The organism is Aeromonas sp. 75A, assembly GCF_051919425.1.
Classification (GTDB): Bacteria; Pseudomonadota; Gammaproteobacteria; order Enterobacterales; family Aeromonadaceae; genus Aeromonas; species Aeromonas veronii.
Window position 1 is genome coordinate 2,210,553 of the sequence record NZ_JBQBES010000002.1, and the last position, 17,682, is coordinate 2,228,234.

Sequence of the window (17,682 nt, forward strand, 5' to 3'; positions counted from 1 at the left end):
TGCGCAGACGGTCAACCACTGAAACAGGAGAACTGACACCGTGAATACAACCAGATTGCTAACCATAGCGCTGACCATGGGATTGGCGAATGTGGCCCAGGCTGCCCCTGTGCTGCACTTCTACAACTGGTCTGACTATATCGGCGAGACCACCCTCAGCGATTTCCAGCAGGCGACCGGGATCAAGACCGTCTATGACGTGTTTGACTCCAACGAGACCCTGGAAGGCAAGTTGCTGACGGGGCGGACCGGTTACGATCTGGTGGTGCCCTCCAATAATTTCCTGGCCAAGCAGATCAAGGCGGGAGCCTTCCAGAAACTGGATAAATCCCTGCTGCCCAATCTGGACAACCTGGATCCCGTGCTGCTCAAGCAGCTCGACAAGGTGGATCCAGGTCATCAGTACGCGGTGCCCTATCTGTGGGGGACCAACGGCATCGGCTACAACGTCGACAAAATCAAGGCGGTGCTGGGGGTCGACAAGATTGACTCCTGGGCCACTATCTTCGAACCGGAAAATATGGCGAAACTCTCTCGCTGCGGCGTCGCCTTCCTCGACTCTGCCGACGAGATGATCCCTGCTGCCCTCAACTACCTCGGACTCGATCCCAACAGTCATGCGACGGGGGATATCAAGCAGGCCGAGGCGCTGCTGCTCAAGGTGCGGCCCTATGTGGCCTACTTCCACTCCTCCAAATACATCGGCGATCTCGCCAATGGCGACATCTGCGTGGCAGCCGGTTTTTCCGGCGACATCCTGCAAGCCGCTGCCCGCGCCGATGAAGCTGGCAAGGGGGTGAAAATTGCCTACAGCATTCCGAAAGAGGGGGGCAATCTCTGGTTCGACATGATGGCGATCCCGTCCGATGCCACCAATGTCAAAGAGGCGCACGCCCTCATCAACTACGTCCTGCAGCCCGAAGTGATCGCCAAGGTCAGCGACTATGTGGGCTACGCGAATCCCAACTCAAGGGCGGGCGAGTTTATGGATGAGGCGGTGCGCAACAATGAGGAGGTTTATCCCCCTCAGGCCGTGCTGGAGCGACTCTATGTGCAGGAAGCACATCCCCGCTCGGTACAGCGTCTAATCACCCGGAGTTGGACCAAGATCAAGTCCGGTACCTAACCTTGGTGCCCGTTCGGGGGCGCCAAATCGCTTTTATGAATCGGCCGCAAGGCCGGTATCACGTTGGGGAGTTTGGTAATGGCGATAGCCTCCAGTGCCTACAAGAAAGCCCTCGAGGGCAGTCAGCAGCGCAAAGAAGTGCTGGTGAAAATTGATCGGGTAAGCAAGCAGTTCGACGAAACGCTGGCGGTCGATAACGTATCTCTCAATATTCACAAGGGGGAGATTTTCGCCCTGCTCGGCGGGTCCGGTTCCGGCAAATCGACCCTGCTGCGGATGCTGGCCGGTTTCGAGCGCCCGACCGAGGGGCGGCTGTTCCTCGACGGGGTCGACATCACCGATATGCCCCCCTATGAACGCCCCATCAACATGATGTTCCAGTCCTACGCCCTGTTCCCCCATATGACGGTGGCCCAAAACATCGCCTTTGGCCTCAAGCAGGATGGCCTGCCCAAGGCCGAGATCGATGCCCGCGTGGAGGAGATGCTCAAGCTGGTGCAGATGACCCAGTATGCCCGCCGCAAACCGCATCAGCTCTCCGGTGGCCAGCGCCAGCGGGTGGCGCTGGCCCGTTCCCTGGCCAAGCGTCCCAAGTTGCTGCTGCTGGATGAACCCATGGGGGCGCTCGACAAGAAGCTGCGTTCCAAGATGCAGCTGGAGCTGGTAGAGATCATCGAGCGGGTCGGGGTTACCTGCGTCATGGTGACCCACGATCAGGAAGAGGCCATGACTATGGCGGAGCGGATCGCCATCATGCACCTCGGCTGCATCGAGCAGATCGGCAGCCCGATGGATATCTACGAGACCCCGGCCAGTCGGCTGGTGTGCGAGTTCATCGGCAACGTCAACCTGTTCGATGGCCTGCTGGTGGAGGATGAGCAGGACCACGCCACAATCGCCTGCGCCGATCTGGAGCAGCCCATCTATGTGGGCCACGGCATCAGCTCCCGCGCCGAAAACAAGAAGGTGACCTATGCCCTGCGGCCGGAAAAACTGCTGATGAGTCTGCAAAAACCGGAGGAGATCGAGCACCCGGACTTCAACTGGACCAAGGGTGAGGTCTATGACATTGCTTATCTGGGCGGTCACTCGGTTTATCACATTCAGCTGCCCTCGGGCAAAATCGTTCAGGCTTTCATCGCCAATGCCGAACGCCACGGCAAGCGGCCAACTTGGGATGACCAGGTGTTCCTCTACTGGGAAGATGACAGCGGCGTGGTGCTGCAATCATGAAGTTCTTGCAACGACTGAAGCGGGTCGGGGGGCGCCGACTGGTGATTGGCATCCCCTTCTTCTGGCTGTTCCTCTTCTTCCTGCTGCCCTTCGTCATCGTGGTGAAGATCAGTTTTGCGGAAGCGGATGTGGCGATCCCGCCCTACACCGACGTGGTGAGCTGGGCCGACAATCAGCTCACCATTCTGCTCAACATGGGCAACTACCTGCTGCTGCAGGAGGATGAGCTCTATATCGCGGCCTATCTGGGCTCCCTCAAGATGGCCTTTGTCAGTACTTTGCTCTGCCTGCTGATTGGCTATCCTATGGCCTACTCCATCGCCCGGGCCAACAAGGAGACCCAGACCGTTCTGCTGCTGCTGATCATGATGCCGACCTGGACCGCGATTTTGATTCGGGTCTATGCGTGGATGGGGATCCTCAGCAACAACGGACTGCTCAACAGCGTTTTGCTGGGGATCGGGGTGATCGACGAGCCGCTGCAGATCCTCAACACCAACCTGGCGGTCTATATCGGCATCGTTTACTCCTACCTGCCCTTCATGGTGCTGCCGCTCTACGCCAATCTGGTCAAACACGATCAGAGCCTGCTGGAGGCTGCTTCCGATCTGGGGGCCCGCAACCTGACCCGGTTCTGGCAGATCACGGTACCGCTCTCCAAGAACGGCATCATCGCCGGCTGCATGCTGGTGTTCATTCCGGTGGTGGGGGAGTTCGTTATTCCGGAAATGCTGGGCGGCCCGGAGACCCTGATGATCGGCAAGGTGCTGTGGCAGGAGTTCTTCAACAACCGCGACTGGCCGGTTGCCTCTGCACTGGCGGTGGTGATGCTGGCGGTGCTGATCATTCCGATCATCCTGTTCAACCGTAACCAGGCCAAAGAGCTGGAGGGCAAGGCATGATGAAGCGTTTCGGTTTTGCCAAACTGATGCTCTGGCTGGGGCTGCTGTTTATCTACCTGCCCATGATCATCATGGTGGTCTACTCCTTCAACGCCTCCAAGCTGGTGACGGTGTGGGGCGGTTGGTCACTCAAGTGGTACTTCGGCCTGCTCGACAACAAGCAGCTGATTGGATCCGTGTTCCGCTCGCTGGAGATCGCCTTCTACACCGCGATCGCCGCGGTGGCGCTGGGGACGGTGGCAGCCTTCGTGCTGACCCGAATTCCCCACTTCCGTGGTCGCACCCTGTTCGGCGGCATGGTGACGGCGCCGCTGGTGATGCCCGAGGTGATCACCGGTCTGTCGCTGTTGCTGCTGTTCGTGGCGATGGCCCAGCTGGTGGGCTGGCCCGCCGAGCGGGGCATGCTGACCATATGGATCGCCCATACCACCTTCTGTACCGCCTACGTGGCGATCGTTGTGTCGGCGCGGTTGCGGGAGCTGGATCTCTCCATCGAGGAGGCGGCAATGGATCTTGGCGCCAAGCCGTGGAAGGTGTTCTTCCTGATCACCATCCCGATGATTGCCCCCTCGCTGGCGGCAGGTGGCATGATGTCGTTCGCCCTGTCGCTGGATGATCTGGTGCTGGCGAGCTTCGTCTCCGGCCCGGGCTCGACCACCTTGCCGATGGAGGTCTTCTCGGCGGTGCGGCTAGGGGTGAAACCCGAGATCAACGCGGTGGCCAGCCTGATCCTGTTGTCGGTATCGCTTTTTACCTTCGGCAGCTGGTATCTGATGGCCAGGGCGGAGAAGCGCCGTCGTGCCGAGATCGCCATGACCACCCAGATGCAGGCCGTCGTCTGACGCCATGATAAGATCCGCCTACTCTCGTCAACCTGGAGGATGAGTATGCGGGTCTCTCTTTTTAGCGGCCGCGGCACCGAGCTGGTGCCCGGCCTCACCAGCGCCATTCACAAGCAACCGATCTCTGCACCAGTTCGCTGTACCTTTGCCGGTCTGGAAGGGGATGAGCAGTGTGACCTGCGCCACCACGGTGGCCCGGATCGGGCGCTCCACTACTATCCTGCCGATCACTATCTCTGGTGGCATACCTGGCAAACCGCGCTGGACTTGCCTGCGCCACGTACACCCTGGCAACCTGCCGCCTTTGGCGAGAACCTCTCCGGTATCGGGCTGACCGAGACGCAAGCCTGCATTGGCGATGTCTATCGACTCGGCGAGGCGCTGATCCAGATCAGCCAGCCGAGATCCCCCTGCTTCAAGCTCAACCAGCGCTTTGGCTATGGCCAGATGTCCCAGGTGATGCAGCTGAATGGCCGTTGTGGCTGGCTGCTACGGGTGCTGGAGGAGGGCATGATCGCGCTTGATACGGCCATGGAGCTGGTAGACAGACCCTATCCCGAACTGACGGTGAAGCGCACGGCGGATATCCTGTTCAATCAGGTGCGCAATGAAGCGGATCTGCTGCTGTTGCTGGAAAATCCGGCCCTCTCGCCCAACTGGCGCCAGCATGCAGCCGACTGGCTGGAGCATGGCACTGTGGCTGACTGGCAGCGCCGTCTGCTGGGGCCGGCATCCCTGCGCCTGGCCTGACGGCCGGTTGCCGGAATGTCACCAGCTGGCTGCAGCCCGGTAAACGGATGAAAAGAGTGCTGAATAGTTGAGCGAACGGCACTTTTTTTCCTGCCAAACGCAAAAAAGGCTTGTGTCGGGTCTGGGCTTTCGGTAAATTCCCGTCCCGCAGACATCGGTGTGTAGCGCAGCTTGGTAGCGCACTTCGTTCGGGACGAAGGGGTCGGAGGTTCGAATCCTCTCACACCGACCAAATTTGAAAAGGCCGCTCAATAGAGCGGCCTTTTTGCATTTATCCTTCCTGTTTTCCCGATTTTCTTTAGCTGCTGACCTGTTACCTGGCCAAGTGATCTGACTTGCAGTATGCAGGGGCGAAGCAAGACCACAAACATTAAAAGGGCCACCGCTCGGTGGCCCATCGGTGGAGTCTGATCCTGACTCCGGCACTCTAGATTGTGGCAATCTCGCTATGGGTCTTGTCTATGGTGCCCTCCTTGCGCGCCAGGCGCTTACTCAGATATGCCAGTGCTGATGCCGCAAAGCCTTGAAACTGTGTTGAGGCAGCAAGGCCGCGTGCTTGGGGTACTCACTAATGAAATGTTCTATTCCCTCCATCAGTTGTGCACGTAATGAAATAACGGGCTCATGCCAGGCTTGCAGGCATAGATGGCCGGGGATCAACTGCTCCTGATAATCTTCCAGCAGCTGTTCTGGCCAGGGTTCAATACCGGAATTGCGTTGCAGCAAATAGTGGGCGGCGGGTTCACGGGCATAAATGAACTGAATTTGGGCCAGATCGCGTTGGCATAGCGTTTGACTGTTGATGTGACAGGTCAAATATTTTCCCGTTTTCAGATCCAGAAAGTGGCCGCGTTGCCGACAGGGAACGATGCGATACCAAGGCAAGGGTGAGGAGAGAGAATACCCCTCAAGCTCCTGTTCCAACCAGTGGCGACACTCGGGTGTCTGCACCTCGTCGAGCATGGACTCGAGCTGTGTCAACAAGGCTCTGGATGGTTTGATGGCCAGTTTCGCACTCATCGCCTGCAATCCTCCCTCTGCACACAATCCCGACTATCAGTATGGACCTTGTTCGGCCAGAGGGGGTAAGGAATCTAATGATTAAAAGTGGATTAGCCGCGTGGTTTTTATGCACTAACTTGGTTCAACCCACCAGATAGGTACCTGTGCCGAAGGCGATGTGGGTGCCCTCTTCGTTGTGCAGCTCCATCCGGGCGACGGCCACCTTGCTGCCAGCCCGGATGATGTGGGCGGTGGCGATAAACTCGTTGCCGCGTCCTGGGCGCAGGTAATCCACCCGCAGATCTATGGTGCCGAGGCGGGCGAAGCGCTCCTTGAGATAGCTGGGGGAGAACTCCTCCAGCTCGTCGATGCAGGATGCGGCGACGATCATGCCGCCCGCCACATCCAGCAGCGTGGCGGTGACGCCGCCGTGCAGGATGTTGTGGAAGGGGTTGCCGATCAGCTTCTCGTCCATCTTGATGCGCAACTCCACCTTGTCGAAGTCGTAGTGGGTCACCTGCATGCCGATCAGCTTGTTGAAGGGCATCTTCTCGGCAAACAGGTTGGCAATGCCACTGAGCGCTATCTTCTTGAGCATCTGTTTCATTCTCTGATCCCAATCCTTGTCATCAAAGCCGAGTAAAAACTCCAGCCAGTCTGCAACAGTTCCTTAACAGTCGCAATGGCAGGTTTATTGTGGGCGGCGGCTGCTTTAGAATGGCGACCCCAAAGGAGAGCCCATGACCGCGATTGCCGAAACCCTGCCAGATCCTCAGTCAGAGAGTCCGCTTGCCCTGCTGCAGGCGGTCTTCGGCTATCAGCAGTTTCGGCCGGGTCAGCTCGAGATCATCGAGCAGATCGTGGCGGGGCGCGATGCGCTGGTGCTCAAGCCCACTGGCGGCGGCAAGTCGCTCTGCTACCAGATCCCGGCACTGCTGCGGCCCGGGCTCGGGGTGGTGGTCTCTCCACTGATCTCCCTGATGAAGGATCAGGTTGACAGCCTGCGCGCCAACGGTGTGGCGGCGGTCTACATCAACTCGGCCCTCAGTCGGGAGGAGATGATCCAGAACTTCGCCGCCATGCGCCGCGGCGAGATCAAGCTGGTCTATGTCTCCCCCGAGCGCTTGCTGCAGCACGAGTTTATGGATCGGCTGGCCGAGCTGCCGCTCGGGCTGTTCGCCATCGATGAGGCGCACTGCGTCTCCCAGTGGGGCCACGATTTCCGGCCTGAGTATGCGGCGCTGGGGCGGCTAAAACAGTGGTTCCCGCAGGTGCCGGTGGTAGCGCTTACGGCCACCGCCGACGAGGCGACCCGCAGCGACATGCTGCACCGGTTGGAACTCAACGATCCCTTCATCCACACTGCAAGCTTCGATCGCCCCAATATCCGCTACAGCCTGGTGGAGAAGTTCAAGGCGGCCGAGCAGCTGCTGCGCTACGTCCAGAGCCAGAAGGGCAACTGCGGCATCGTCTACTGCTCCAGTCGCAACCGGGTGGAGGAGGTGGCCGAGCGGCTATCCCGCCACGGCTGCAAGGCCGCGCCCTATCATGCGGGGCTGCCGCTCGAGCAGCGCCAGCAGACGCAGGATGCCTTCCTCAAGGACGACATCGAGATAGTGGTGGCGACGGTGGCGTTTGGGATGGGTATCGACAAGCCCAATGTGCGCTTCGTGGTGCACTACGACATCCCGAAGAACATCGAATCCTACTATCAGGAGACCGGCCGTGCCGGGCGCGATGGCACTCCCGCCGAGGCGCTGCTGCTCTACGATCCTGCCGACATCGGTCGGGTGCGCCGCCTGCTCGACAACATCGAGAATCCCCAGCAGTTGCAGGTGGAGCAGTACAAGCTTAACGTGATGGCGGCGTTTGCCGAGGCCCAGACCTGCCGCCGTCAGGTGCTGCTCAACTACTTCGGCGAGTACAACGACAAGCCGTGCGGCAACTGCGATATCTGCCTCGATCCGCCAAAAAGCTATGATGGCACCGAAGATGCCCAGAAGGCGCTCTCCTGCGTCTGGCGGGTGGGGCAGAATTTCGGGGTGGGTTATGTAGTGGAGGTGCTGCGCGGGTCGCTGAACCAGCGCATCAAGGATCACGGCCACGACAAGCTCTCGACCTACGGCATCGGCAAGGATCAGAGCCACGAATACTGGATGAGCGTGATCCGCCAGCTGATCCACAAGGGGCTGCTGACCCAGAACATCACCCGCAATCTGGTGCTGCAGCTGACCGAAGCGGCCCGCCCCGTGCTGCGTGGCGAGGTGAAGCTGGAACTGGCGGTACCCCGCTTGCAGCCTATCTCCAGCCGCAAGGAGAAGCGCAATGGCCTGCTCGACAACGCCAACTACGACAAACGGCTGTTCAAGGAGTTGCGCGGCCTGCGCAAGCAGATTGCCGAGGATGAAGAGGTACCGCCCTACGTGGTGTTCAACGATGCGACCCTGGTGGAGATGGCTCAGCTGATGCCGATGACCGAAGACGAGATGCTGGCCATCAACGGTGTCGGGCACCGCAAGCTGGAACGCTTTGGCGAAGCCTTTATGGACCTGATCATCGACTACTGCCGTCGTTAGGGTCGATTAGGCAGCCTAATCGACCACGGTAAGCGCGGCTCGGAAGAACCTGGGGTCAGACGCGAGGTTATTTCAGGCTGGCGTAGAAGGCGGCCAGATTGTCGATATCCGCATCGGTCAGCGGCGCCATGAAGGGGTCCATCAAGGGCTCTTTGCGGGTGCCATCCTTGAAGGCTTTCAACTGTTTCACCAGATAGGCGGCATTCTGACCCGCCAGATGGGGATAGTTGGGGATCATCGCCTTGCCTTCCACGCCGTGACAGGCGGCACAGACCGCTGCCTTGGCTTTGCCGGCTTCTATATCGGTAGCCTTGGCCTGATGACCCCACGCCAGTGCCAGCAATGGCAGGGCATATACCCATTTTTGCATCTTCTTCTCCTTGAATTGAAAAATGATGGTCGCCAGTTAGCGCAAGCATGGCTGACGGCAGTATAAAGAGTGACACGAGCATACGCAGGGACGAATGGCACAACCATGAAGTTGATCAACACTTTTGCGACCGAGCTGCCTTGGGCCTGTGAACCCGTGGTCCCCCAGCCGCTGCAGCAACCCCGGTTGCTTCATCTCAACCGCGCTTTGCTGGCAGAGCTGGGGTTGGGAGGCGTCAGTGAGGCTGACTGGATTGCCTGCTGTGGCGAGGGGAAATTACTGCCCGGCATGCAGCCGGTAGCTCAGGTCTATGCCGGCCATCAGTTCGGGGGTTATAGCCCCTGGCTTGGGGATGGCCGCGCGCTGCTATTGGGTGAGCAGCTGGCGCCGGATGGCCAGCGCTGGGATCTGCACCTGAAGGGGGCGGGTAAAACCCCGTTCTCCCGCTTTGGTGACGGCCGCGCCGTGCTGCGCTCCAGTATCCGCGAATATCTCGCCTCCGAGGCGCTCCATGCCCTCGGCATTCCGACCACCCGGGCGCTGGTATTGGTGGGGAGTCAGGAGCCTGTTTATCGCGAGCAGGTGGAGACCGGGGCGACCGTGCTGCGTACCGCCCCCAGCCATCTGCGCTTTGGTCATATCGAGTATTTCGCCTGGAGCGGGCAGGGAGAGAAGATCCCGCCACTCATCGACTATCTGCTGCGCCACCACTTCCCCGAGCTGGAGAGTGGTGCCGAACTGTTTACCGAAGTGGTGCGCCGCACCGCGCGGTTGATTGCCAAATGGCAGGCGGCGGGGTTCTGTCACGGGGTAATGAATACCGACAACATGTCGCTGCTTGGCCTGACGCTGGATTACGGGCCATACGGCTTTATCGATGCCTATGTGCCAGATTTTGTCTGCAACCACTCGGACCCTGCGGGCCGCTACGCGCTGGATCAGCAGCCTGCGGTCGGTTACTGGAATCTGCAAAAACTGGCGCAGGCGCTGGCTGGCCATGTAGACGGTGATGAGCTGGCTGCAGCGTTGGCCCAGTACGAGCAGCAGCTGATGCTGCACTACTCCGAACTGATGCGGGCCAAACTCGGGCTGGCAGTGTGGGAGGAGGATGACCCGGCGCTGTTCCGCGATCTGTTCCGGTTGCTGGCGGCCCACAAGGTGGATTACCACCTGTTCCTTCGCCGTCTCGGTGAGGTAACGCAAGAGGGGGCGTGGCCTGCGTCTCTGCTGGCCCTGTTGTCTGAACCTGGTGTTTGGCAGGCGTGGCTGGAACGCTATCGGGCGCGGCTAATGCGCGAAGGCAGCGAGGATGCCGTGCGCAAGGCGCAGATGGATGGCATCAATCCCAAGTATGTGCTGCGCAATGCGCTGGCCCAGCAGGTGATAGATGCCGCCGACGCAGGGGATATGCAGCCGTTTGAGCGGCTGTTCACCGCCTTGCAGCGCCCCTTTGATGAACAACCCGAATATGAGGATCTCGCCACCCCGACTCCGGTATGGTATTGCGGTGGTGAGCTCTCCTGCAGTAGCTGAGAGATTGGGCATGAGTTGGCAAATCAAACAGGTAGATAGCGAAGCTGGCGTGGTGACGCTGGCTTGCCCTGCACTCGACTGGGACACGTTTCCGCTGTTGGCGCAGGCCTTGCTACGAGATTGGGAGCTGCAGCCGCTCGAGCAGGATGCGGGGGCCGACCGCCATAGCTGGTTGCTGGCGTTTGAAGGGAGCCAGTTTCGGCTGGAGTATGAACACTACAGCGGCTGCTGGCTGGAGGCGGTGCGCCCGGCGGATCGGGAGGCGCTGCTCTGGCTCGCCAGACAGCACAAGGCGTGACTATCGCCCACAAGGCCTGCTCTGCCGCTGGCCAACCTGGACAAGCGTAATCGCATAAAGATTGAACTATCGGTTTGGGGGCGTATAATCTCGCCCCTCGATTATCGCCAATGGTGGCGATATGGGTTCCCTAACCCCATTAACCAAAAAGGTCACAAGATGAATTTGACCCCTGCACAGTACCAAACGGCGCTCGTTCGCCTGTCGTTGTTCCACATCCTGATCATTGCCAGCAGCAACTATCTGGTGCAGCTGCCGATCACCGTGTTTGGCTTCCATACCACCTGGGGCGCGTTCAGCTTCCCGTTTATCTTCCTGGCCACTGACCTGACGGTGCGGATCTTCGGTGCCGGTCTGGCACGCAAGATTATCCAGACCGTGATGCTTCCTGCGCTGGCGGTCTCCTATGCGCTCTCCGTGCTCTTCTTCGAAGGGAGCTTTCAGGGCGTTGGTCATCTGGCTGAATTCAACCTGTTCGTGGCTCGTATCGCGCTGGCCAGCTTTATGGCCTATCTGGTAGGGCAGTTCATGGATGTGGTGGTGTTCAACCGCCTGCGTCTGCTCAAGCAGTGGTGGATTGCGCCAGCGGCCTCCACCCTGTTCGGTAATCTGGTTGATACCATCGCTTTCTTCAGTGTGGCCTTCTGGCGCACCACAGATCCTTTCATGGCAGAGCACTGGGTCGAGATCGCAACCGTCGATTACGTATTCAAGTTGCTGATAAGCCTTGGTTTGTTCGTGCCGCTCTACGGTGTCTTGTTGCGCTACCTCAGCCGCAAGCTGGTGGGCGAGGCCGGATTATCCAGCCTGCAAGCGGCCACCCGGCAAGCCTGACCAGATTGACCACCCTTCGCGGTGGTCAATTTTTTTGCACTTTCTGCAAATAGCGCTTGCCTAGTTAAATGAGAATGATTATTGTTAACTTGTTTTCCGGGAAAGACTTCATTCGTTCCAACGTGATGGACTTCTTGTGAAGGCACGACATTGCTCACATTGCTTCCAGTTAAGGGCCAGTTTATCTGGCCCTCTTTTTTTGTAATTTTTCAGCAAGTTGCAGGCATAAAAAACGGGAGCCAAGGCTCCCGTCGTCACGCTGTCTGTGGCTTACTCGATATCGAGTGCCTCGGGGGAGAGGATCACCCCTGTGGTATCGGCGTAGAGGTGGTCGTCGGGCAGGAAGGTCACCCCACCGAAGTTGACCGGCAGATCGGTCTCCCCTACATCCTTGCTGTCGGCACCGACCGGAATGGCTGCCAGTGCCTGAATGCCGATGTCCAGATCTTCCAGAATATCGACTTCGCGGACGCAGCCGTAGCAGACAATCCCTTCCCAATCGTTCTCGGCCGCCGTGGTGGCGATGTCGCTGTCGATCAGAGCTCGGCGCATGGAGCCACCGCCATCGATCAGCAAGACGCGTCCCAGTCCGTTCTCTTTGACGAGTTCACGGATCAGGCCATTCGATTCGAAGCATTTGACGGTGGTGATGACGCCGCCGAAAGAGGCGCGGCCGCCGAAGGAGCAGAGCATGGGTTCAAGCACATCCACCATGTCCTGATAGATGTCGCACAGTTCAGAAGTATTGTATTCCATAGTGTCAAATCCACGGCTGGAAACAGGTGCAACCAGTATAAGGAGTGGGTGTGGCATTTCAATGAATATTCCTTGCACAGATCACCAGTCGCCGCTTTTCTGCATAAGCTCAATGCAGTTCACTGCCAGTTTGCGAGAGGTCCATCGTGCTTATCCGTCATAAGTTGATCCTGAATACCGTGCTGGTTGCCGTTGCCATGCTGGTACTGAGCGGCCTGTTTATCTACTCCAGCCAGGTGCATCGTCACCTGACCGAAGCCCAGCGCAATATCGACCAGCTGGAGATCGCCATGCTCAACCTGCGGCGGGCCGAGAAGGATTTTCTGATCCGCAAGGATATGGCCTTCGTCGAGCGCTTCAATCAGGGACTGTCAGATTTTCACCAGCACAATCGGGAGCTGGTGACCGATGACAATCTGGCGGCCGTCGAGGGGGAGCTGACCAGACTGGATCAGCAGATCAGCGGCTATGGCAAAGCCTTCAACGATCTGGTGGCCCAGCAGCAGAAGATTGGTCTGGGGCCGGAGGAGGGGCTCTATGGCAAGCTGCGGGCGGCAGTGCATGAGGTGGAGAATGGGCTCAAGCAGCTGGATCAGCAGGGGTTGCTCATCACCATGTTGCAGCTGAGGCGGGCGGAGAAAGACTTCATGCTGCGCTCCGATATCCAGTATCTGGAGCGTTTTGAGACCTTGCACAAGAGTTTTCAGGATAGTCTTGCCACTTTGCCGGAGGCGGATCGCGGCAAGCTGGAGCAGGCCAGCAAGCAGTACCGGCAGGACTTTGTGGCGCTGGTGCAGGGGATGCAGGTACTGGGACTGAAAGAGGATGAAGGGCTGCGCAACCAGATGCGGGATCTGGTGCATCAGACCGAACAGGGGTTTGCCGCCGTAGATCAGCACATTGTCGCTGAACTGGAGCGGCAGAGCACTCGCCTCAACAGCCTGATGCTGGTCTGTGGCGGGGTGATTGTGGTGCTGATCGGCATCATGAGCGTGTTGCTGGGGCGCAGCATCGACCGTCCCATTACTCAGGTGAATGATACCGTCAACCGCATTCGTCAGGATAATGACCTGCGCCTGAAGATAGATCTGCGCGGGGCAGATGAAATGGCCCAGCTGGCAGGCAATCTCGACGTGATGCTGGGCGGGTTTCGCGATCTGATCGGCGATGTGAAGCAGAGCGTGCACACCCTGACTGAAGCGGCGGATCACCTCTCGGCCAACGTCAAGCGCACCAGTGAAGGGGCGGCGCGCCAGCTGCAGGAGACTGATATGGTGGCGACCGCTTCCACCGAGATGGGCTCTACCATCGAAGAGATCGCCCGCAACACCGAGCAGGCGGCCAACAATGCACAGGCGACCAACAACAAGGCGATGGAGGGGCGGACTGCGGTCGAGAATACTGTCGAGCAGATCCGCTCGCTGGCGGGCAATCTGGATAGCTCATCTCGCGAGGTGAGCCAGCTGCAAAAAGAGAGCGAGACCATCGGCTCCGTGCTCGACGTGATCCGCGGCATTGCCGAGCAGACCAACCTTCTGGCCCTCAACGCAGCCATCGAAGCAGCTCGGGCAGGGGATCAGGGACGTGGTTTTGCGGTGGTGGCCGATGAGGTGCGCAATCTGGCCATCCGTACCCAGAAATCGACCCAGGAGATCGCTGGCATCATCAGCTCGCTGCAGAAACAGACCGGCAGCATCGTCGAGGTGATGGCGACCTGCCGCGAGCAGGGCAACCGCAGCTCGGATCAGGCCAGTACCGCAGGGGAGTTGCTGGGGCAGATCACTCAGGATGTTACCCACATCATGGATATGAGCACCCAGATTGCGGCAGCCATCGAACAGCAGAGTCTGGTGGCCAACGAGGTGAACCGCAACGTCAACAACATCCGCGACATCGCCCAGGAGTCGAGCATCATGGCGGAGGAAAATGCGAGATCCAGCGAGGGCCTCAACGAGCAGGCCCAGCTGCTCAACAAGGCGGTGGCAAAATATCGGGTTTAGTGAGCGGACTGGCATCCTTGTGAGGTTTTTACACCAGAGTGGCAATGATTTGATCGTAATGGCTGTTATTGGGGAAATTCGCTCATATAATCGCCGCCACTATGATGATTCGGAAGGATTCGATGGCAAAGTTGCTGGTGGCCGCATTCGGGCTGCTCTGTTCCTGTCTGGTGTTGGCAGGGCCGGCGCCTCAGGCTACCCCACTCAAGCCCGGTATGGAGCCGCTACTCAGCTGGTTCAACGGGGCCTTTACGAGCCGGGAGCAGGCCAGTTACGACAGCCGCTTTACCAGTGCCGAGCTGCGCCTGATGGAGATCTGGCCCGGCTATCAGGGCTATCGCTGGGTCTATGCCGAGCAGTACCTGAGTCTGCGCTCCGTCCGTCCCTTCCGCCAGCGCATCTATCGCTTCTCCCCCGCCCCTGACGGGCGGATCCTGATGGCAGAGCTGACCATGCCCCGTGCCACCGATTTTGCCGGTGCCTGGCATGATCCCGCCCTGCTCGACAGCCTGACCCCACAGCAGCTCTCCTTGCGCCACGGTTGCGAGATCTGGCTGACACGCACTCCCTCCGGCGAATATGCCGGCCACACCCGGGTGGGCCATTGCTCCACCGATTTTGGTGGTGCCACGACGCTGGTGCAGCATATCTGGATTGGCCCCGATAGCGTCAGATTGCTGGATCGCGCCTATGACAACGCAGGGAGTCCGCGCTGGGGCAGCCCGGGTGAGGGGTATGTCTATTTGCGTCGTTCCAAAGGGTTTGGCCAGTAGGGGAGAGTGCGTCTGGCTGCGGGAAAGGGGTAAACCATATTCAGGACGGGACAAAGACAATGAAAAAGGCGCCCATTGGGCGCCTTTTTCAGAATTCTTCAGAAGTAAAATTACTTCTTGGTGGTCATCGCACCGAAACGCTTGTTGAACTTGTCTACGCGGCCGCCGCTAGAAACTTCTTTCTGCTTGCCGGTGTAGAACGGGTGGCACTCGGAGCACACGTCCAGGTTCAGATCTTTACCGATGGTAGAGAAAGTGTTGATGACGTTACCGCAAGAGCACTTGGCGGTGATGGCTACGTAGTCAGGATGGATACCAGCTTTCATGGACAACCTCAATTAATAGGCCGTGTCGCCATCCGATCTCTTGTCGGACACCACACGATTGTTGAACACAGTTTCAAAGGCTGCGAATAATATAGGAAATGCCTGAGATCAGGCAAGTGGCTTCGCAGAAAAAATAGGCAACCCCTGGTGAATTCTTCCCAAACGCTGGATCTGGTTCGTGTCGCTGTCCCGGTACCGTTACGCCGTCACTTCGACTATCTCTCTCCCCTGCCGTTACCTGCCCCCGGTTGCCGGGTCGAGATCCCTTTCGGTCCCCAGACCCTGGTCGGGCTGGTGGTGGATCATCCGGTTGACAGCCAGGTGCCCCGCAACAAGCTCAAGCCCATCAAACGGGTATTGGACACGGCTCCGGTGCTGGGGCCGGATATTCTGGCGCTGATGAACTGGAGCGCCAGCTACTACCAGCATCCGCTGGGTGAGGTGTTGCCTCATGCCCTGCCAGTGCTGGTGCGCAAGGGGGAGCCTGCCGCCTATCGCGAGCTGGAGTTCTGGTTTGCCACCGAGGCTGGCATGGCCATCGATCTCAACGAGTTCAAGCGGGCGGCCAAGCAGCAGCAAGCGCTCGCCCTGCTGCGCAAGGGGCCGCAGACCCCCTCCGCCCTCAAGCAGGAGGAGATCCAGAGCGCAGCTCTCACTGCGCTGGAGAAGAAGGGGCTGCTGGAGAAGCGCTCGCTGGAGCCAAGCCATGACGGCGACTGGGCCGCCCGTTTTGAACCGGGGGAGGGGCTGCGCCTCAACGGCGAGCAGGCGCTGGCCGTCTCTGCCGTTACCAGCCAGAGCGACAAGTTCGGTGCCTTCCTGCTGGATGGCATCACCGGCTCCGGCAAGACCGAGGTCTACCTGAGCATCCTCGAGCCATTGCTCAAAGCGGGCAAGCAGGCGCTGGTGATGGTGCCGGAGATCGGCCTCACCCCGCAGACCATCAACCGCTTCCGGCGCCGCTTCAACGTGCCTGTGGTGGCGATGAACTCCGCCATGAATGACAGGGAGCGGCTCGATGCCTGGCTCGCCTGTCGAGACGGCGCCGCCGCCATCCTAATCGGTACCCGCTCCGCGGTGTTCACCCCGTTTCACAACCTCGGCATCATTATCATCGACGAGGAGCACGACGGCTCCTTCAAGCAGCAGGACGGTTTTCGCTACCACGCGCGGGATCTGGCGGTGATGCGGGCCCATCGTGCCGGTATTCCCATCCTGCTTGGCTCGGCCACCCCGTCGCTGGAGACATTGCACAACGCCCGCACCGGCAAGTATCACCACCTCAGCCTGACCCGTCGCGCTGGTAACGCCCAGACCGCCCGTCAGGTGATCCTGGATATCAAGAGCGTGCGGCTGCAGGCCGGGCTCTCCCCCCAGCTGGAGCAGCTGATGGCGGAGCATCTGGCGGCGGGCAATCAGGTGATGCTGTTTCTCAACCGCCGTGGCTATGCCCCGGCTCTGATCTGCCACCAGTGCGGCTGGAGCGCCGCCTGCGAGCGCTGCGATGCTTGGTACACCTGGCATCAGGCCGGGCGGCGGCTGCACTGCCATCATTGCGACAGCGTACGCCCGCTACCCCACCACTGCCCCGAATGTGGCAGCAACGAACTGATGGGATCGGGAGTGGGCACCGAGCAGTTGGAGCAGTTGCTCACCACGGTGTTCCCGCAATATCCGGTGGTGCGCATCGATCGGGACAATACCCGCCGCAAGGGGGAGCTGGAGACCCATCTCGGCGACATCAAGGCGGGCAAGTACAAGATCCTGATCGGCACCCAGATGCTGGCCAAGGGCCACCACTTTCCGGACGTGACGCTAGTGGGTCTGCTGGATGTGGATGGTGCCCTGTTCAGCGCCGATTTTCGCGCGGCCGAGAAACTAGCCCAGCTCTACACCCAGGTGGCGGGCCGTGCCGGTCGCGCCAGCAAGCCCGGGTTGGTAGTGCTGCAGAGCCACCATCCGGAGCACGCCCTGCTGCAGGATCTGACCCAGAACGGTTACGGCCACTTCGCCGATACGGCGTTGAAAGAGCGTCGTCTGCTGGGGCTGCCGCCATTTAGCTATCAAAGTTTGTTCCGGGCTGAGGCCACAGGCCGCGACGAGGTGCAGTTGTTCCTTACCCGCCTCGCCGATACCCTGCGCAGCGCCCGCTATCCCCACGTTCAGGTGCTGGGACCCATCAGCGGCTTTATGGAGCGTAAGGCGGGCAAGTTTCGCATGCAGTTGCTGGTGCAGGGGCCAAATCGAGCGCCACTGGCCCAACTGCTGGATTGGGCGGTGAAGGAGCTTGAGGGGTGGCCCGAGACCAAAAAGGTGCGCTGGAGTCTGGATATCGACCCCACCGAGCTGAGTTGATGGTGC

17 protein-coding genes and 1 tRNA gene are annotated in these 17,682 nt (G+C 59.6%); 13 read left to right on the forward strand and 5 right to left on the reverse strand.

Translation table 11 applies throughout. The features are described 5' to 3' along the window. Positions 1-40: 40 nt before the first annotated feature. The 6 genes from ACTG2T_RS10145 to ACTG2T_RS10170 all read left to right on the forward strand — a co-directional run bounded on the left by ACTG2T_RS10145 (position 41) and on the right by ACTG2T_RS10170 (position 5,085). Positions 41-1,126 (forward strand): polyamine ABC transporter substrate-binding protein, encoded by a 1,086-nt coding sequence (locus ACTG2T_RS10145; protein WP_139733582.1) that lies wholly within the window; start codon positions 41-43, stop codon positions 1,124-1,126. Between the two features lie 78 nt (positions 1,127-1,204). Then, on the forward strand, positions 1,205-2,359 hold the full coding sequence (gene potA, locus ACTG2T_RS10150) for a polyamine ABC transporter ATP-binding protein (protein ID WP_005340704.1): 1,155 nt from the start codon (positions 1,205-1,207) through the stop codon (positions 2,357-2,359). After that, a complete protein-coding gene (locus ACTG2T_RS10155) occupies positions 2,356-3,261 on the forward strand; it encodes an ABC transporter permease subunit (protein WP_005340703.1) in 906 nt (301 codons plus the stop codon). Before potA ends, ACTG2T_RS10155 begins: the two co-directional genes overlap by 4 nt. Beyond that, a complete protein-coding gene (locus ACTG2T_RS10160) occupies positions 3,258-4,103 on the forward strand; it encodes an ABC transporter permease subunit (protein WP_374880156.1) in 846 nt (281 codons plus the stop codon). Before ACTG2T_RS10155 ends, ACTG2T_RS10160 begins: the two co-directional genes overlap by 4 nt. A 45-nt stretch (positions 4,104-4,148) precedes the next feature. After that, a complete protein-coding gene (locus ACTG2T_RS10165) occupies positions 4,149-4,853 on the forward strand; it encodes an MOSC domain-containing protein (protein WP_330125281.1) in 705 nt (234 codons plus the stop codon). A gap of 155 nt (positions 4,854-5,008) precedes the next feature. Then, positions 5,009-5,085 (forward strand) — tRNA-Pro (locus ACTG2T_RS10170). Between the two features lie 260 nt (positions 5,086-5,345). Here the strand turns inward: ACTG2T_RS10170 and ACTG2T_RS10175 are convergent. Beyond that, positions 5,346-5,873: an AbiTii domain-containing protein gene (locus tag ACTG2T_RS10175; protein WP_005356927.1), complete on the reverse strand. Its 528-nt coding sequence runs from the start codon at positions 5,871-5,873 to the stop codon at positions 5,346-5,348. A gap of 124 nt (positions 5,874-5,997) precedes the next feature. Then, positions 5,998-6,462: a thioesterase family protein gene (locus ACTG2T_RS10180; RefSeq protein ID WP_330125280.1), complete on the reverse strand. Its 465-nt coding sequence runs from the start codon at positions 6,460-6,462 to the stop codon at positions 5,998-6,000. Positions 6,463-6,595: 133 nt separating this feature from the next. Between ACTG2T_RS10180 and recQ the strand changes: the two genes are divergently transcribed. Then, entirely contained in the window at positions 6,596-8,431 is a 1,836-nt protein-coding gene (gene recQ, locus ACTG2T_RS10185) for an ATP-dependent DNA helicase RecQ (protein ID WP_201975670.1), read from the forward strand. A gap of 67 nt (positions 8,432-8,498) precedes the next feature. On the opposite strand, the gene ACTG2T_RS10190 is transcribed toward recQ, so the two are convergent. Further along, a complete protein-coding gene (locus tag ACTG2T_RS10190) occupies positions 8,499-8,801 on the reverse strand; it encodes a c-type cytochrome (RefSeq protein WP_127007298.1) in 303 nt (100 codons plus the stop codon). 105 nt (positions 8,802-8,906) lie between these two features. Here ACTG2T_RS10190 and ACTG2T_RS10195 point away from each other — a divergent pair, with 105 nt between their 5' ends. The 3 genes from ACTG2T_RS10195 (at position 8,907) to ACTG2T_RS10205 (ending at position 11,466) form a co-directional block, all read left to right on the forward strand. Next, on the forward strand, positions 8,907-10,334 hold the full coding sequence (locus ACTG2T_RS10195) for a protein adenylyltransferase SelO (protein WP_330125279.1): 1,428 nt from the start codon (positions 8,907-8,909) through the stop codon (positions 10,332-10,334). Positions 10,335-10,344: 10 nt separating this feature from the next. Continuing rightward, complete coding sequence (locus ACTG2T_RS10200; RefSeq protein WP_127007301.1) at positions 10,345-10,632, forward strand: DUF3630 family protein; 288 nt, start codon at positions 10,345-10,347, stop codon at positions 10,630-10,632. A gap of 159 nt (positions 10,633-10,791) precedes the next feature. Beyond that, positions 10,792-11,466 carry a 7-cyano-7-deazaguanine/7-aminomethyl-7-deazaguanine transporter gene (locus ACTG2T_RS10205; protein ID WP_127007303.1) on the forward strand — a complete coding sequence of 225 codons (675 nt, stop codon included), beginning with the start codon at positions 10,792-10,794 and terminating at the stop codon, positions 11,464-11,466. 270 nt (positions 11,467-11,736) lie between these two features. Here ACTG2T_RS10205 and rraA read toward each other — a convergent pair whose 3' ends face one another. After that, complete coding sequence (rraA, locus tag ACTG2T_RS10210; RefSeq protein ID WP_005340678.1) at positions 11,737-12,222, reverse strand: ribonuclease E activity regulator RraA; 486 nt, start codon at positions 12,220-12,222, stop codon at positions 11,737-11,739. A 146-nt stretch (positions 12,223-12,368) separates the two neighbouring features. Between rraA and ACTG2T_RS10215 the strand changes: the two genes are divergently transcribed. Next, positions 12,369-14,222, forward strand: a complete 1,854-nt coding sequence (locus ACTG2T_RS10215) for a methyl-accepting chemotaxis protein (RefSeq protein WP_127007305.1) — start codon at positions 12,369-12,371, stop codon at positions 14,220-14,222. Between the two features lie 122 nt (positions 14,223-14,344). Beyond that, positions 14,345-14,995: a chromophore lyase CpcT/CpeT gene (locus ACTG2T_RS10220; protein WP_005355447.1), complete on the forward strand. Its 651-nt coding sequence runs from the start codon at positions 14,345-14,347 to the stop codon at positions 14,993-14,995. A 110-nt stretch (positions 14,996-15,105) separates the two neighbouring features. Here the strand turns inward: ACTG2T_RS10220 and rpmE are convergent, their stop codons facing one another. Further along, positions 15,106-15,321, reverse strand: coding sequence for a 50S ribosomal protein L31 (rpmE, locus tag ACTG2T_RS10225; protein ID WP_005340673.1), 216 nt, complete (start codon positions 15,319-15,321; stop codon positions 15,106-15,108). 147 nt (positions 15,322-15,468) lie between these two features. On the opposite strand from rpmE, the gene priA reads away from it, so the two are divergent. After that, entirely contained in the window at positions 15,469-17,676 is a 2,208-nt protein-coding gene (priA, locus tag ACTG2T_RS10230) for a primosomal protein N' (RefSeq protein WP_330125278.1), read from the forward strand. Positions 17,677-17,682: the final 6 nt, after the last annotated feature.

Excerpts from the sequence above, each read along its gene's own strand:
- potA (WP_005340704.1), top strand. The coding sequence starts at position 1,205 with ATGGCGATAGCCTCCAGTGCCTACAAGAAAGCCCTCGAGGGCAGTCAG.
- ACTG2T_RS10155 (WP_005340703.1), top strand. The coding sequence starts at position 2,356 with ATGAAGTTCTTGCAACGACTGAAGCGGGTCGGGGGGCGCCGACTGGTG.
- ACTG2T_RS10160 (WP_374880156.1), top strand. The coding sequence starts at position 3,258 with ATGATGAAGCGTTTCGGTTTTGCCAAACTGATGCTCTGGCTGGGGCTG.
- ACTG2T_RS10165 (WP_330125281.1), top strand. The coding sequence starts at position 4,149 with ATGCGGGTCTCTCTTTTTAGCGGCCGCGGCACCGAGCTGGTGCCCGGC.
- ACTG2T_RS10175 (WP_005356927.1), bottom strand. The coding sequence starts at position 5,873 with ATGAGTGCGAAACTGGCCATCAAACCATCCAGAGCCTTGTTGACACAG.
- ACTG2T_RS10180 (WP_330125280.1), bottom strand. The coding sequence starts at position 6,462 with ATGAAACAGATGCTCAAGAAGATAGCGCTCAGTGGCATTGCCAACCTG.
- recQ (WP_201975670.1), top strand. The coding sequence starts at position 6,596 with ATGACCGCGATTGCCGAAACCCTGCCAGATCCTCAGTCAGAGAGTCCG.
- ACTG2T_RS10190 (WP_127007298.1), bottom strand. The coding sequence starts at position 8,801 with ATGCAAAAATGGGTATATGCCCTGCCATTGCTGGCACTGGCGTGGGGT.
- ACTG2T_RS10195 (WP_330125279.1), top strand. The coding sequence starts at position 8,907 with ATGAAGTTGATCAACACTTTTGCGACCGAGCTGCCTTGGGCCTGTGAA.
- ACTG2T_RS10200 (WP_127007301.1), top strand. The coding sequence starts at position 10,345 with ATGAGTTGGCAAATCAAACAGGTAGATAGCGAAGCTGGCGTGGTGACG.
- ACTG2T_RS10205 (WP_127007303.1), top strand. The coding sequence starts at position 10,792 with ATGAATTTGACCCCTGCACAGTACCAAACGGCGCTCGTTCGCCTGTCG.
- rraA (WP_005340678.1), bottom strand. The coding sequence starts at position 12,222 with ATGGAATACAATACTTCTGAACTGTGCGACATCTATCAGGACATGGTG.
- ACTG2T_RS10220 (WP_005355447.1), top strand. The coding sequence starts at position 14,345 with ATGGCAAAGTTGCTGGTGGCCGCATTCGGGCTGCTCTGTTCCTGTCTG.
- rpmE (WP_005340673.1), bottom strand. The coding sequence starts at position 15,321 with ATGAAAGCTGGTATCCATCCTGACTACGTAGCCATCACCGCCAAGTGC.